The sequence below is a fragment of the Nocardia sp. NPDC058244 genome (assembly GCF_042882065.1).
Classification (GTDB): Bacteria; Actinomycetota; Actinomycetes; order Mycobacteriales; family Mycobacteriaceae; genus Nocardia.
On record NZ_JBHVWX010000002.1, the window covers coordinates 478178 to 493637 of the forward strand.

The 15460-nt window shown below is 70.3% G+C and carries 14 protein-coding genes; 10 read left to right on the plus strand and 4 right to left on the minus strand.

The genetic code is table 11. The features are described 5' to 3' along the window. Positions 1-22: 22 nt before the first annotated feature. The 10 genes from ACFVW6_RS08465 to ACFVW6_RS08510 all read left to right on the plus strand — a co-directional run bounded on the left by ACFVW6_RS08465 (position 23) and on the right by ACFVW6_RS08510 (position 9330). Positions 23-952, plus strand: a complete 930-nt coding sequence (locus ACFVW6_RS08465) for an EamA family transporter (RefSeq protein WP_378824930.1) — start codon at positions 23-25, stop codon at positions 950-952. Positions 953-1141: 189 nt separating this feature from the next. Next, on the plus strand, positions 1142-2893 hold the full coding sequence (locus ACFVW6_RS08470; protein WP_378824927.1) for an FAD-dependent oxidoreductase: 1752 nt from the start codon (positions 1142-1144) through the stop codon (positions 2891-2893). A 104-nt stretch (positions 2894-2997) separates the two neighbouring features. Next, positions 2998-3615, plus strand: a complete 618-nt coding sequence (locus tag ACFVW6_RS08475; RefSeq protein ID WP_378824925.1) for a hypothetical protein — start codon at positions 2998-3000, stop codon at positions 3613-3615. A gap of 57 nt (positions 3616-3672) precedes the next feature. Then, a complete protein-coding gene (locus tag ACFVW6_RS08480; RefSeq protein WP_357345957.1) occupies positions 3673-4908 on the plus strand; it encodes a MurT ligase domain-containing protein in 1236 nt (411 codons plus the stop codon). Then, positions 4905-5621, plus strand: coding sequence for a type 1 glutamine amidotransferase (locus ACFVW6_RS08485; RefSeq protein ID WP_378824922.1), 717 nt, complete (start codon positions 4905-4907; stop codon positions 5619-5621). Before ACFVW6_RS08480 ends, ACFVW6_RS08485 begins: the two co-directional genes overlap by 4 nt. 39 nt (positions 5622-5660) lie before the next feature. Next, positions 5661-6128: a hypothetical protein gene (locus tag ACFVW6_RS08490; RefSeq protein ID WP_378824920.1), complete on the plus strand. Its 468-nt coding sequence runs from the start codon at positions 5661-5663 to the stop codon at positions 6126-6128. Continuing rightward, the gene (locus tag ACFVW6_RS08495; protein WP_355280979.1) at positions 6125-6484 is read left to right on the plus strand and encodes a hypothetical protein; all 360 of its coding nucleotides are present in this window, start codon (positions 6125-6127) and stop codon (positions 6482-6484) included. Before ACFVW6_RS08490 ends, ACFVW6_RS08495 begins: the two co-directional genes overlap by 4 nt. Positions 6485-6629: 145 nt before the next feature. Beyond that, positions 6630-7499, plus strand: a complete 870-nt coding sequence (locus ACFVW6_RS08500) for an ABC transporter permease (protein ID WP_378825694.1) — start codon at positions 6630-6632, stop codon at positions 7497-7499. After that, positions 7496-8557, plus strand: a complete 1062-nt coding sequence (locus ACFVW6_RS08505; RefSeq protein WP_378824917.1) for an ABC transporter substrate-binding protein — start codon at positions 7496-7498, stop codon at positions 8555-8557. The genes ACFVW6_RS08500 and ACFVW6_RS08505 overlap by 4 nt, the downstream gene beginning before the upstream one ends. Then, positions 8554-9330 (plus strand): ABC transporter ATP-binding protein, encoded by a 777-nt coding sequence (locus tag ACFVW6_RS08510; RefSeq protein ID WP_378824914.1) that lies wholly within the window; start codon positions 8554-8556, stop codon positions 9328-9330. The genes ACFVW6_RS08505 and ACFVW6_RS08510 overlap by 4 nt, the downstream gene beginning before the upstream one ends. Before the next feature lie 3 nt (positions 9331-9333). Here the strand turns inward: ACFVW6_RS08510 and ACFVW6_RS08515 are convergent, their stop codons facing one another. The 4 genes from ACFVW6_RS08515 to ACFVW6_RS08530 form a co-directional block, all read right to left on the minus strand. Next, the gene (locus ACFVW6_RS08515; RefSeq protein ID WP_378824912.1) at positions 9334-10218 is read right to left on the minus strand and encodes a bile acid:sodium symporter family protein; all 885 of its coding nucleotides are present in this window, start codon (positions 10216-10218) and stop codon (positions 9334-9336) included. 103 nt (positions 10219-10321) lie between these two features. Next, positions 10322-11386 (minus strand): putative zinc-binding metallopeptidase, encoded by a 1065-nt coding sequence (locus ACFVW6_RS08520; protein ID WP_357345946.1) that lies wholly within the window; start codon positions 11384-11386, stop codon positions 10322-10324. A gap of 4 nt (positions 11387-11390) precedes the next feature. Beyond that, positions 11391-12287 carry a transglutaminase family protein gene (locus ACFVW6_RS08525; RefSeq protein ID WP_355280986.1) on the minus strand — a complete coding sequence of 299 codons (897 nt, stop codon included), beginning with the start codon at positions 12285-12287 and terminating at the stop codon, positions 11391-11393. After that, positions 12284-15433 carry a circularly permuted type 2 ATP-grasp protein gene (locus ACFVW6_RS08530; protein ID WP_378824910.1) on the minus strand — a complete coding sequence of 1050 codons (3150 nt, stop codon included), beginning with the start codon at positions 15431-15433 and terminating at the stop codon, positions 12284-12286. The genes ACFVW6_RS08525 and ACFVW6_RS08530 overlap by 4 nt, the downstream gene beginning before the upstream one ends. Positions 15434-15460 lie beyond the last annotated feature (27 nt).

The window sequence follows — 15460 nt, forward strand, 5'->3', positions numbered from 1 at the left end:
TCGCCAACCGCACGATTAGGGCGTGACCACCCGCGACCGCCTGCTCGGACTGACCGTCGTCGTGCTCTGGGGCCTGAACTTCCTGGCCATCCGGATCGGCCTCGACCACTTCCCGCCGTTCTTCTTCGCCGCGCTGCGGTTCGCCGTGATCGCGATCCCCGTGCTCGTCTTCATTCCGCGTCCCGCCGTGCGTACCCGCTGGCTGCTGCTCTACGGCACCGGGTTCGGCATCCTGCAGTTCGCCTTCCTGTTCACCGCGATGCGCACCGGCATGCCCACCGGACTCGCCTCGCTGGTGCTCCAGTCGTCCGCGCCGTTCACGGTGGTGCTCGGGGCCGTCCTGCTGCGCGAGCGCCTGCGGCCGGTGCAGGTCGCGGGTCTGGCGGTCGCCGTGCTCGGCATGGTCGTCATCGGCGCCGATCGGCTGGCCGATGCCACGCTGCTCCCGGTCCTGCTGACGCTGGCGGGCGGCCTGGGGTGGGCGTTCGGCAATATCGGCGCGCGCCAGGCCGGCGCCGACTCCCCCGGCTTCGATCCGCTGCATCTGACGCTGTGGATGTCGGTGATCCCGCCGCTCCCGCTGCTGGCGCTGTCGCTGGCTGTCGAGGGGCCTGACACCGGTTTCCGCGCGCTCGGCGCGGCGGTCTCGTCCACCGCCGGGCTCCCCGCGCTGGCCGCGCTCGCCTACATCGCCCTCCTCGCGACAGTGTGCGGATCGGGCCTGTGGACGTATCTGATGAGCCGCTATCCAGCGGGCACGGTGGCGCCGTTGTCGCTGCTCGTGCCGGTCGCCGGGATCGCCGCGGCCTGGGTGGCCCTGGACGAGCGGCCGTCGGTGGCCTCACTCGTCGGCGGCGCGATCGTGATCGCCGGCGCCTTCGCCGCGACGACCACCCGGCAGCCGCGACCGCAACCGGACCCGGTGCCCGACCGCGGCCTGGTGCAGGTCTAACGTCCAATTCAGCGCACAATCGCGAAGGCTCTGGCTAGCATGTGACCGATCGCGCGATGCGTTTTCCGCGCGACCGGTCGGTTTCGAGCTCGGGCGAACGACGTGCAGGTCGCAACAGCCAGGTCTTCGCCGCGCTCTAGAGTGGTAGCAAATCGCAGGCAATACTCGAGCAAGGCAGCTGAACAGCATATGGCGCAACGGTGGCCCGTCTCGCGGAGGACTTTTCTCCGCGGCACAGTCGCAGCTGGGGTGGTATCGGCAGGAGCCGTGGCGGGCGCGTCGGGTGTCGCGCTGGGCGCGCCTCCCGGCCGCCGGGTCGCGGTCCTCGGCGGCGGCGTCGCCGGGCTGACGGCCGCGCACGAGCTGGCCGAACGCGGTTTCGAGGTGACCGTCTACGAGGCCAGGGCCTTCGGCGGCAAGGCGCGCAGCGTGCCGGTCCCCGGTACCGGCCGCGACGGCAGGCCCGATCTGCCCGGTGAGCACGGCTTCCGCTTCTTCCCCGGCTTCTATCAGAACCTGCCCGACACCATGCGCCGGATTCCCGTCGCGGGCAATGCCGACGGCGTGTGGAGCAACCTGCTCACCGTGCCCGAGGCCAGGTTCTCCCGCCGCGACACCGACGACATCCTGCTCGCCCTGCCCGACGGCTTCACCAACCCGAACACCCATCCGGACGCGATCAGGGAGACCCTGGCCGCCACCCTGTCGACGATGACGAAGATGCCGCCCGCGGAGGTCGGCTACTTCGCCAACCGGCTGCTGGTGTTCAACAGCAGTTGCGAGGCCCGCCGCTTCGGCCAGTGGGAGCACACCTCCTGGTATGACTTCGTGCACGGGCACGAGCGCTCGCACGAGTTCCGCGCGATCGTGTCCCGTTCGCTCACCAGCATCATGGTCGCGGCCAAGGAGAATCTGGCCAGCACCCGCACCATCGGCAGCATGGGCGAGCAGTTCCTCGGCAATCCGCTCGGTCTGGGCAACGACGGCGGCCTGGACCGGGTGCTGAACAACGCCACCAATATCGCCTGGATCGACCCGTGGGTGCAGCACCTGCGCGGACTCGGCGTGCGCTTCGAACTCGGCGCGCGCGTCGAGGAACTCGTGGTGCGCGACAGGCGCATCGGCGCCGCGCGGATCACCGACGCCACCGGCGCCCGCACCGTCGAGGCGGACTATTTCGTCACCGCGCTGCCGGTCGAACAGGCGCGCAAACTCTGGTCGCCGCAGGTGTTCGAACTCGCGCCGGAACTGGCGGCGACGGATCGCCTGTTCGTCGACTGGATGAACGGCATCCAGATCTATTTCCGCTCCCCACTGCATATTTCGCGCGGGCACACGGCGTTCGTCGATTCCCCGTGGTCGCTCACCTCGATCAGCCAGAACCAGCTGTGGACGCACAAGCTGAATTCGTTCGGCGACGGCTCGGTGGCCGACTGTCTCTCGGTCGACATCTCCGATTGGAATACGCCGGGCATGCTGTACGGCAAGCCCGCCGTGGAATGCACGCACGAGGAGATCTTCCGCGAGGTCTGGGCCCAGCTCGCCGCGCACCTCAACGACCGCGAACAACTGCTCCGCCCGGCCGACGTCCATTCCTGGTTTCTCGATCCGGGGATCACCTGGCAGGGCAGCCGGAACGCGAATGCCGATCCGTTGCTCATCAATACCGCGGGCTCGTGGGACGCGCGGCCGGAAGCGCACGGATCGATCGAGAATCTGTTCCTGGCAGGCGATTACGTGCGCACCGATGTCGACCTGGCGACGATGGAGGGCGCCAACGAATCGGCGCGCGCCGCGGTCAACGCACTGCTCGACGTCGCCGGCTCATCGGCCCAGCGCTGCCGCACTTTCCGGCTGCGCCGCACGCCCGAACTCGAGCCGCTGCGGGTGATCGACGCCGATCGCTACGCTCGGGGATTACCCAATATGTTCGACGAATGATTGTGAACTGTTGGAACGACCAGAACGCGCGTTGCGTCTGGGTCGGGTTCAGCCGACAATAACGACCGTCTGTTCGAATCTCGGTGTTAGCGGGGGGATTTCTGGTGAATCTGCGCGTGCTCGGCTCGATCGCGATAGCGGCGGCGGTGGTGTCCGGGTGCGGTCCGGTCGGCCCGCCCAAGATCGAATTCGGCGCGGCGGCCCCGGCCGCCGTGCCCATCACGGTGACGCTGCCCGCCACCGTCGACAATTGGCCCGATGCCTGCGCCGTTCTCACCGACGCCGAGATCACCGCGATCCTGCCGCAGGCCACCAACCTGAAACGCGCGCCGCAGACCGTGCAGCTGCTCGACGAATCGGTGCGCAATATCGCCCAGGGCGGGTGTCAGTTCACCTTCGACCTGCCGGATCTGCCCGCGTCCTCGGGCAACGCCAAGATCACCGTCATGTTCTCCTCGGTCGGCGAGGAATCCGCCGTCGCCGCCTACTACGCCGATATGAAGCGCTTCACCGGTGACCCGGTGGCTCCGGAGTGGGGTGCCACCGAATGCACCTACGGCAAGATCATCGAATCCACCGTGGCCTGTCATCGGGGGAATTTCGCGTTCGCGGTCAGCGGCGACTCCTCGGTCGGCGGCCTGGACAGCCCCGCGCACTTCCAGATCTGGCGCGACGAGGTCACCGCCGAGATCGTGCGAACCCTCGTCGCACGGATGGGCTGACGTACCTCACACCGCTCCCGCACGCGGCCCGCGACCGCGCGCACATAGACTCGCGGCGTGGCAGACATCTCGGTGCGTGGGCGCCTGGCTTTGCGAGCGGCGGCGGCAGCGTCGTGGGCTTCGCAGAAGGCGGGTCGCGGCAAGGGTTCGATGATCGGCGGCCTGATCGCGCTGAAGATCGATCCGACGATCATGACGCAGCTCGGTCGCGGCAGGCGGACGGTGCTGATCACCGGCACCAACGGCAAGTCGACCACCACCAGGATGACCACCGCCGCGCTCGGCACCCTCGGCCAGGTCGCCACCCAGGCCGACGGCGCCAACATGGACGCGGGCATCGTCGCCGCGCTGAGCGTGCACCAGGGGGTGCCGCTGGCCGCGATCGAGGTCGACGAGCTGCATCTGCCGCACGTCAGCGACGCGCTCGACCCGGCCGCCGTCGTGCTGCTGAACCTGAGCCGCGACCAGCTCGACCGGGTCGGCGAGATCAACATGATCGAGCGCAAGCTGCGCGCCGGACTGGCCCGGCATCCCGGCACCGTCGTCATCGCCAACTGCGACGACGTGCTGGTGGCCTCCATCGCCTACGACCACCCCAACGTGGTGTGGGTATCGGCGGGCAGCGGCTGGGCCGTCGACGCGACGAGTTGTCCGCGCAGCGGCGAGCCGATCGTCTGGGAGGGCGAGAACTGGCGCTCGACCGGCGCCGATTTCCATCGTCCGCAACCGGATTGGTGGCTCGAGGGCGACGACCTGTGCGGCCCCGACGGTTTCCGCGCTCCGCTGCACCTGGCGCTGCCCGGCCGCGCGAACCGCGGCAACGCGGCGCAGGCCGTCGCCGCGGCGGTCGCGATGGGCGCCGAGCCCGCCAAGGCGACCGACGCGACCGGCACCGTGCGCGAGATCGCGGGCCGCTACCGCACCGTCACCGTCGGCGAGCACGACGCGCGGCTGCTGCTGGCCAAGAACCCGGCGGGCTGGCAGGAGGCGCTGTCGATGATCGAGCCGACCTCGGCCGGTCTGGTGATCGCGGTGAACGGGCAGGTGCCCGACGGTGAGGATCTGTCCTGGCTCTGGGACGTGCGGTTCGAGCACTTCGAAGGCGTGCAGGTGGTGGCCGCCGGCGAGCGCGCCACCGACCTGGCCGTGCGCCTGACCTACGCGGGCGTCGAGCACACCCTGATCCCCGACCCGCTGCGCGCCATCGCCTCCTGCCCGGCCGGGCACGTCGAGGTGCTGGCCAACTACACCGCGTTCCGCGATCTGAACCGTGACCTGGAGGCGCGCGCATGAGTGAGTCGACCATTCGCATCGGCCTCGTCCTGCCCGACGTGATGGGCACCTACGGCGACGGCGGCAACGCGCTGGTGCTGCGCCAGCGACTGCGCATGCGCGGCTACGACGCCGAGATCATCGACATCACCCTGGCCGACCCGGTGCCGGACTCGTTCGACATCTACACCCTCGGCGGCGCCGAGGACTCGGCGCAGCGCCTGGCCACCCGGCACCTGCGGCAGTACCCCGGCCTCCAGCAGGCCGCCGCCAAGGGCGCCCCGGTGCTCGCGATCTGCGCCGCGATCCAGGTGCTCGGCAACTGGTACGAGACCTCGGCGGGCGAGAAGGTCGACGGCGTCAGCCTGTTCGACGTCACCACCTCCCCGCAGGAAACCCGCGCCATCGGCGAGGTGACCACCACCCCCGTCCTCGACGGCCTGTCCGCGCCGCTGACCGGCTTCGAGAACCATCGCGGCGGCACCCTCCTCGGCCCCGACGCCGCCCCGCTCGCCAAGGTCACCCGCGGTGTCGGCAACGGCGTCGGCGACGGCACCGAAGGCGTCGTCCAGGGTTCGGTCATCGGCACCTACCTGCACGGCCCCGCCCTGGCCCGCAACCCCGAACTCGCCGACCTCCTCATCGCCCGAGCCCTCGGCATCTCCCCCACCGACCTCACCCCCCTCGACCTCCCCGAGGTCGACCGCCTCCGCCGCGAACGCCTCCGCGCCTGATCACGGGGTTATCTGAACTAGTTCTGATAATCTGGTCGCATGAGCGCGACAGCCACCTGGTCCGAGTTCCTGCGTGACCCGAACCGGATCATCGAGGAGATGGAGGCGAACGGGGACGTGATCCTCGTTCGCCGCTCGGCTCCGCCGGTCCGGCTGTCGAGTGCCGATGCCGAGGCGGCGGCGTCCGACGCGCTCGGCGTCCTGATGCAGTTGCTGACTGTCGCCATGGACGACGAGGTGCTGGAACGCATGGTGGCGCGCCTGGCTGTCGTCTTCCCCTGGCTGGAGCTGCTACCCGAGTCGGCCCGGATCGAGTTCGTCGGCGAATTCCTCGCCATCGCGCGCGGTGGGATCTCGGTCGGCCGGGTGGACCGGCTCGGCACCACTCTCGAATCGTGGAAGGAAACGGCGCGCGCGTACGCCGACCCGGCGCTCAGCGTCGACGGTTCGGACCTGCACTACCTGGACGACCCTGAGGCAGTACCTGCTCCAGGGGCCGGGGAGTGAGCCGCCGCTCGGAGGTACCGCGGCCGCTGAAACGGGCCGAGTTCGAGATCGTCTTCATCACCAGCCAGGCACAGAAGGGCTGGACCGACTGCCTGGCAGCGGCGCGCAACGCCATCGTCGATGCCTGGGACCAGCTCACCCGCGAGCCCGAAACCGTCTCGGCCCGGCTCTACCCGCTCAAGGCCGACCTCCGCTACGGCCGATACCAGGGCCGCACGTTCGAGCGGTTCCAGTACAAGTTCACCGACGGCGGGCGGCTCTGGTACTTCGTCGACCACGCGCCCAAGGGCAGCCGCACGGCAGGTCGGGTACTGCTCGAGCGCTGCATGCCCGGCCATCCGAAGGAAACCGACTGAGCGCCGGGCCAGGCGACCGCCCTGACTTCGGCTCAGCTCGACTTTTACCCTCCCGGAGCCGCTACCTGCGCCGATAGCGTCAGACCCCGCATGTGTCGCCGAATCCACCGCCGACACCCTGGTGGGAGGAGTCGGCGTGACCGAAGTGGCGGAGGCGACGGAGGAGCGGGCTGTCGGGCCCGCCATCGCGCCGGCGGCCGGATCGCGTCCGCGGCGGGGGCGGCGAGCACTGGCCGCGGTGGTCGCGGTCGGCCTCGTGCTGACGGGGTGGACCGTGGTGACGGCGGCGGGGCTGGTTGATCCGCTGTATCTGCCGTCGCCGCGGGCGGTGTGGGACGCGTTCGTGCGGGCCAATACCCGGCATCGGATCGCCGACGGGGTGGATCGGGTCGTCATCGGGGAGCAGGGGTATTTCCTCTGGGAGCATCTGCTGGCGAGTCTGCAGCGGATCGCGGTCGGGGTCGGTGCGGCGATTCTGGTCGGCCCGCTGGTGGGGTTCGTGATGGGGATGGTCGCGCCGGTGCGCTGGGTGGCCGAACCGGTGCTGAACTTCCTGCGCGCGCTGCCGCCGCTGGGCTACATCGGTCTGCTGATCGTGTGGTTCGGCATCGGTGACACCTCCAAGATCTGGCTGCTGTTCCTGGCCGCGTTCCCGCCGATCGTCATCGCCACCCTCGACGGCGTGCTCGGCGTCAAGCGGGACTACCTGAACGCCGCGCGCTCACTCGGCGCCGGCCGCGCCCAGGTGATCGCGCTCGTCGTGCTGCCCGCGACGCTGCCCACGGTCATCAGCGGCATCCGCATCGCGACCGCGTTCGCCTGGACGACGGTCGTCGCCGCCGAACTCAACAACGGCATCCCCGGCATCGGCGGACTCGCGTATATCGCGGGCACGCAACTGAATACGCCGCTCACCATCGCCTGCATCATCGTGATCGGCGTGGCGGCCATGCTGCTCGACGCGGCGATCGTCTTCATCGGCACCAAGGCCGTCCCCTGGAAAGGCAAAGTATGAAATCCGCACTGCGCGGGGTCGTCGCGACCTCGGTCGCGCTGTCCGCTGTCGTCGCCGTCACCGCGGGCTGCGTGGAATCCGGTCGCGCTGACACGGGATCGGCCGCGGCGAGCTGCCCGTTCGCCGCCGACACCGGCGTCACCAGCACTGTTCGCCTCGGGTTCCAGGCGATCCCCAATGCCGATCTGCTGGTGAAGGACCGGAATCTGCTGCAGGCGTGCCTGCCGAACGCGAAGATCACCTGGAGCCAGTTCGCCTCCGGCGCCGACGTGGTGCAGGCCTTCGGCGCGGGCAGCCTCGACATCGGCACGCTGGGCTCCAGCCCGGCGACGAAGGCGCTGTCGGCGCCGCTGAACCTGCCGGTGCAGGTGGTGTGGATCCACGATGTGATCGGCACGTCGGAATCGCTGGTGGTGAAGGACAAGTCGATCACGGCGCCGGCCGGGCTGCGCGGCAAGAAGGTGGCGACGCCGTTCGGCAGCACCTCCCACTACAGCCTGCTCGCCGCGCTCGACAAGGCCGGACTCACCGGCCAGGTGGAGCTGATCAACCTGCAACCCGACGCGATTCCCGGTGCGTGGCAGGGCAATCAGATCGACGCGGCCTGGGTGTGGGACCCGACCCTGTCCAAGCTGACGGCGGCGGGCGGCACCGTGCTCACCAGCAGCGCCGAGACCGCCGCCGCGGGCGCGCCGACCTACGACGTGGCGCTCGCGAGCCGCAAATTCCTGGCCGACAACGCCGCCTTCGCCAAGACCTGGGCGAAGGTGCAGGACTACGCGGTGGGCCAGCTGCGGACCCAGCCCGCCGAAGCCGCAGTCTCCCTCGGCGCGCAGCTGGGTATCGCGCCCGACCAGGTCGTCCCCCAGCTGGCGGGCTATCAGTACCTGCCCGCCGCCGAGCAGGCCGGACCGCGCTACCTGGGCGGCGGCTTCGCCGACGATCTCACCGGCACCGCGCGATTCCTGCTGAGCCAGGGCGGCATCGCCGCGGTCGGCAGCGAGCAGCAGTACCGCGACGGCATCTCGGCGACGGCCGCGGCGGGCGCGTCCTCGTGACCGCCGAACGGGTGACGCTGACCGGGGTGAGCAAGCGCTACCCCGGTCCCGAGGGTGACGTCGAGGTGCTCGCGCCCACTGACCTCACCATCGAGCCCGGCGAATTCGTCTGTGTCGTCGGCCCGTCCGGCTGCGGCAAATCGACGCTGCTGAACATCCTGGCCGGCTTCCTCCCGCCCAGTGGGGGCGAGGTCAGGGTCGGCGGCCGGGTGGTCGACGGCCCCGACCCCGATCGCGGGGTGGTGTTCCAGCAGGCCACGCTGTACCCCTGGCTGTCGGTGCGCGGCAATGTCGAGTTCGGCCCGAAAGTCCGTGGCGTGGACAGGAAGACGCGCCGCGCGCAAGCCGACCGACTGCTCGAGCTGGTCGGCCTGGACCAGCTCGCCGAGCGCAAGCCCTACGAGCTGTCCGGTGGTCAGCAGCAGCGCGCCCAGATCGCCCGGGTGCTGGTGAACGATCCGGGCATCGTGCTGATGGACGAACCGTTCGGCGCCCTCGACGCGCTCACCAGGGAACGTCTGCAACGCGAGCTGCGCACCCTCTGGCGCGACCGCCGCAAGACCGTCCTGTTCGTCACCCACGGCATCGAGGAGGCCGTGCTGCTCGGCACCCGCGTCCTGGTGATGGGCGCGGGCCCCGGCCGCGTGGTCCACGACGTGACACCCACCTTCAAGGACGACGTCGGCCCCGACTTCGCCGATATCCGCGCGCACCCGGAATTCGGCGCCCTCCGTGACGAACTCGCCCGCCACATCTACGCGGCGCACGCCTGAGCCTCACTCGGCCGCGGCCACCGCGGTCCTGGTCCGGCGGCGGGTGATGAGGAACCCGAAGACGGCGGCGGTCGGGAACATCAGGATGCCGTAGATCGCGGCGGGCACCGCCATCTCGGTGCTGTCCAGGACGCTGAGCGCGATGGTGATGGCGATCGTGCTGTTGTGCACGCCGACCTCCATCGAGCAGGCGATGGACTGGCGGCCCGTCGCGCCGAGCAGTCGTGGCACGAAGAACCCGATGGTCAGGCTGATCACGCAGAACAGCACGGTGATCGCGCCGATCTTCGGGAAGTGGGCGGAGAAGTCCTCGGATTCGGCGGTCAGCGAACCGACGATCACCAGCAACAGGATGACGGCCGAGCCGATCCGCACCGGGCGGTCCATCCGCTCGGCGAACGCGGGCGCCCAGCGGCGCACCAGCATGCCGATGCCCACCGGGACGAGCACGATGGCGAACACCTGGACCACCTTGCCGAATTGCAGGCCGACCGAGTCGCCGCTGCCCGCCGGGTCGAAGTAGTCGATCGCGAAGTTGGTCACCAGCGGGACGGTGGCGACGGCGATGACGGAGTTGACCGCGGTCAGCGACACGTTGAGCGCGACGTCACCGCGAAACAGATGGCTGAACAGGTTCGCCGTCGTCCCGCCCGGCGACGCGGCGAGCAGCATCATGCCGACCGCGAGGATCGGCTCCAGATCGAAGAGCAGCACCAGGCCGAACGCGATGACCGGCAGCGCGATCAGCTGACAGGCCAGGGCGATGGCGACCACCCGCGGGCTCTTCGCGATCCGGGTGAAGTCGGCGGTGGTGAGCGACAGGCCGAGGCCGAACATGACCACGGCCAGGGCCAGCGGCAATCCGACGGATATCAGCGGTGAGTTCATAGCCATCCTCATCGAGCACCGAGTTTGAGACTCGCTAGTCTCAAACCGAGAGGGTAGTCAGCTGTGACCCGGATCGCAGCGAAAACGGGCAAATCGCCTAACGCTAGGCGACGACCTGGGACGCGGCGGAGTCACTGCGCTCACACAGCTCGTGGACGAAGCGCATCTTCTCCAGGACATGATCGGGCAGCACGAACGGATAGAGGTCGTCGTGTCCCATCGACCGGTTGACCATGTTCAGCGACCAGGCCAGCGGCAGCCACAGTTCGATGATCTTGTCGAAACCGGCCCGCCCGACCTGCGGACGATCGAGGGTGGCGCCGGCCGGGGCGAAGCCGAAGGCGGCGGCGGTGTCGAGGGTGTCGCGGATGTGCAGATAGTGCGCGAAGGTCTCGGCCCAGTCCTCCGCGGCGTGCATGGTCGCGTAGGAGGAGACGTAGTCGCTCTCCCAGCCGGGCGGGGCGCCGTGCGAGTAGTGCCGATTCAGCGCGTCCTGGTAGTCGGCGTACGGGTCGCCGAACAGGTCCCGGAATCGGTGCAGCGCTTCGTCGTCGGCGACCAGCACGGTGAAGTAGTAGTGCCCGATCTCGTGCCGGAAATGGCCGAGCAGGGTGCGGTACGGCTCGGCCATCTCGATCCGCAGCTGTTCGCGGTGCGGGTCGTTCGCCTCGGCCAGATCGAGGGTGACGACCCCGTCGATGTGCCCGGTCAGCACGCCGTCGGTGCGGCTGGAGAGCAGGTCGAAGGCCAGGCCGTGGGTGGGATCGGCGTCGCGGCCGACGATCGGCAGACCCAGTTCGACCAGTTCGAAGATCAGGCGGCGCTTGGCCGCCTCGGCCTCGGCGAACGCCGCCAAGCCGTCGGCGTCGGCGTCGTTGGGCCTGGTCCTGGTGAGCGCGCACGACGCGCACAGCATCGGCCCCGCGCTGCGGTCGGTCGTGGAGACCAGCCAGTTGCACTGCGCCACATGCAGGTTGTCGCACAGCCGGAACCGGTCGCCGTCGACGACGCCGCCCGCGTGATCGATCGCCGCGTCACCGGGCGGATCGCCGATCACCACCAGCGCGCGCTCCCGCAGGCTGAAGCCGAGCGGGCTCGAGCACGACAGGCAGACCGAGTTCTCGAAGGCCAGCTGCTGCCCACAGTTCGGGCAGACGAAATCACGCAAGGGACTACACCTCCACCGGGGCAACATCGACCGAGACCGTGATCGTGGACTGTTTGGCGTCGGTGTAGATGATGCCACGCAGTGGCGGAACATCCTGGTAGTCACGCCCCCACGCCACGGTCACGTAGCGCTCGTCGGCGAACTGGTCGTTGGTGGGGTCGAAGGCGATCCAGCGGCCGGTGCGGTCGGTCTCGTCGGTCCCGGGCAGCCAGACGGCCGCCCACGCGTGGGTGGCGTCCACCCCGACCATGCGTTCCTTGCCCGGCGGCGGGTCGGTCGCGAGATAGCCCGAGACGTAGCGGGCGGCCAGGCCACGCGACCGCAGGCAGGCCGCGCCGATCCGGGCGAAGTCCTGGCAGACCCCCTCGCGCGCGACGAAGACGTCGGCGACGCTGGTACTCACCGTGGTCGAGCCGGAGCGGTACCGGAAGTCCTGGTGGATCCTGGTGTTCAGCTCGGTCACGGCCTCGAGCAGCGGCCTGCCCGGCGGAAAACTCTGCGCGGCGTACTCGGCGACCTCCGGGGTGATCTCGGGCGGCAGCAGATCGAGGGTGAACTCGACCGCGAGCGGTCCGGTGGCCGTGCTCGGCCGGGCCGCCTCCCACGGCACGTCGGCGCCCGGCGTCGTCGACGGGTGCTCACCGTCTACGTCGACGAGCGATTCGCCGGTGACCTCGAGCGTCCGATGTTCCGATGTCACATGGAAATACGTGGTCGTGTTCCCGTAGACATCGGTGCCGACCGAACGGTCCGACGGCACCGGGTCGATGTGGATCTCGTGCTCGAGCTGCCGCTGACCGGCGAATTCGCGCGGGGTCAGATAGGCCCGGCCGTAGGAACTGGTGACCTCGTCGGAATAGCTGTAGGTGGTTCGGTGCACCACCCGGTAGCGCCTGCTCATCCGACCATCCTGGTATTGCCCCACAGCGGCTGGATACCCACCGGCACAGCGAGTTTGGTGGTCTCGAACGACTCCGACAGCTTGCGCAGCCGCAAGTGCACCCCCTCCAGCAGTTCCACCAGCTCGGTCCGCACACCCTCGGCGTCGGTCTGTTCGAGGTCGGCCGGGTCGACGCGGCGCAGCATGCGCTGGGCGTCGGCGAGCAGCCGCTGCGAACGCGACGCGCCCGCACCACCGGGCAGCGCCTGGAAGTCGGCCTCCAGCCGGTCGAGCTGGTACACCAGCGAGCGCGGGTTGCCCGCGTCGAACAGCAGCAGTCCGGCCAGCGCGGCGACATGCGCCGAACCACGGTGGCGTCGGCGGTAACTCACCGCCGACTCGGTGGTGACGAGCACCGAGTCGGTGACCACCCGCTCCACCTCCGGCGACCTCGCCTGCGCCAGTGCGGCATTGAGCAGCGAGGTCAGCGCGAGTCCGCGTTCGATCCGCTTGCCGATATCCATGACGTACCAGCCGGTGTCGCGCACCATCGATTCCGCGCCGATCCCCGACAGCGACAGCAGCGCGGCCAGCGCGAGCGCGTGCACCGAGGAGAGCGCGGTCTCCTTTTCGGTACTGGCGGCGCGGAATTCGGCCAGCGCGCGGTCGACGGCGCCGATGACCATCCAGGTGTCGGCGGAGAGCTGGTCACGCACGGCGCGAGCGGCCGATCCGTAGTGGTCGACCGCGTAGGACAGCGACCCCGGCAGGTTCCGGTCGCCGGTGAGCGCGGACAGGAACGCGAAGCCGTCGGCGGACGCGCCCGCGACGGTCCGTCGTCCCGCGGCACCGCCGCCAGCGGCGTCCATCGGCCGGGTCGTGAACTGCCCCTGCTTCTGTCGCGTGCGTGGCACGGCGGGTTCGGTGTCCCCTGACTGCTCCGCCGTCCGCTCGGCGGCCGTACCGGTGGTGCGCAAGGCGCGGGCGAGCGCGCTCGTCCCCGCCCGCTCCCACGGGGCTTCCGGGTCGCCGGATTCCGGTTCCGTGGCCTCCGCATCGACCGGGTCCGGAGCGCCGGTGTCGTCCGTGGCCGGGCGCCGCTTCCCGGTTTCCGGCGGCGGCGCAGCGCCGTCAGCGGCCGGGGCCCGAGAGGCGGTCCCCGGCTCGGCGGATCGGTCGGTGTCCTGGGCCGTGGCGGCACCGTCGGCCGAGCCGGTCGTAGCGGCGGTGGATGCCGCCCGCACCGCGGAATCCGGCGCGGTGGATCCGTCAGCGCCCGCGTCCGCCGGGGGTGACACCCGGACGAGCGCGCCGACGGGCCCGGTTCCATTGGGCAGCACGGATTCCGGCGCGTTGGTGCCGGTGGTCACCGACAGCGCGCGCATCAGGATCGGCAGCGCCTCGGCGCCGTCCAGCCAGGGCCGGTAGCGGTAGTCCTGGTAGACGTCGTGGGTCGCGGCGAGCAGGCGGACGACCGATTCGGCGCGCTCGCTGTAGCGGCCCATCCAGAACAGGTCGTTGAGCACACGGGGCGAGCTGACCGCCTCGACGACGGGCACGGCGCGACGCAGCCGCTCCTCGTGCGGTGTCTCGGCGCCGACGGCGGGCGCGGTCGCGGGTGCGGCGCGCACCCAGACGTCCTTGGCCGCCACCTTGATCATGCTGCGGGTCGGCTCCAGCCGCATCCGCTGCTGGCCGAGCCCACCCGACATCGCGGTGTAGCCGCCACGGCGGGCCAGCGAGAACAACCGCATCCCGACCGGTGCCGGCTTCAATCCCGCCTCGCCTTCGACGGCGGGCGCGACCGAGAACTCCGCGGGTTCCTGACCGACCCACTTCCACCGCTCGGCCTCGATCCGGGCGGCGAGCTCGGCGCGCTCGGCGGCGGCCAGGCTGGGCCCGAAGATGGTCGACCCGTCGACCGCCGACCGGATCACCAGGTCACCGACATGGGCGATGAGATGCGCGCGCTCGGTGTCGTCGCCGCCCCAGTAGGCGGGCGTGCCGTCGAGCAGCAGGTCGGTGCCGAGGACGGAGCGGGCGATCCGGGGCAGGAACGCGCTCAGCGCGGGCGATTCCAGCAGCCCGGAGCCGAGTGTGTTGACCACCGTCACCGCGCCCCTGCGCAACACCTCGACCAACCCGACCACGCCGAGGCGCGAATCCGGCCGCAGGTCCAGCGGATCGGAGAACTCCGCGTCGACGCGGCGCAGCACCACGTCGACCCGTTCCAGGCTGCCCAGCGAGCGCATCCACAGCGCGCCGTCGCGCACCACCAGGTCGGCGCTCTCGACCAGCGGGAAGCCCAGCGTCTGCGCGAGGTAGGCCTGGTCGAACGCGGTCTCGGAGTGCGAACCGGGGCTCAGCACCACGACCACCGGCTCCTCGCCGTCGGCCAGTTCGGGCGCGGCTTCCTCGAGCATCAACCGCATGGCCCGCGCGAACGGGGTGAGCGGGCGCGGGCCCGCGTGCTCGAACGCCTCGGGGATGGCCGAGGCGACCACGCGCCGATCGGCCAGCGCGTACCCGGCGCCCGAGGGCGCCTGCGCCCAGTCGGCCAGCACCCGGAACTGCCCGTCACTCCAGCGGCTGATGTCGCAGGCGTGCAGGAACAGCTGGTGCGTGCCGGGGATCGTGATGCCGTGCGCCGCCCGCACATACCCGGTGTTGCCGAAGACGATCTCCGGCGGCAGCAGCCCCGAACTCAGCAGCCTGCGTGGGCCGTACACATCGGTGAGCACCTCGTCGAGCACCAGCGAGCGCTGCACCAGACCGTTCTCCAGCCAGGTCCAGTCGTCGGCCGAGACCAGCAGCGGGATGGGATCGAGCCGCCACGGCATAGGCGTCGCCGTGTCGTCACCGAGGCCGACCTCGGTGTAGGTGACGCCGTCGTCCTCGATCTGCCTGCGCACCCGGAGATCGATCCGGCCGAGCCCGCCGGTGCCCTGGTCGACGAAGTCGGACGAGAGCTCCGACCACATCGACCGCACCCGCCCGCGACCGTCCACCAGTTCGTCGTAATAGGCATGGGTGGGCCGACCGCACTCGTCGAAGCGCGATCCCGCCTTGCTCTCGGCCCGGTACCGCGCGAACTGCTCGGCGACCTGCGCGCGTGCGCCCGGTGCCGTCCGGTTCCCGTCCCGTAGCGCCTCGTCGCGCTGTGTCACCGAGCCGACCTCGCTTCCTGTTGTTGC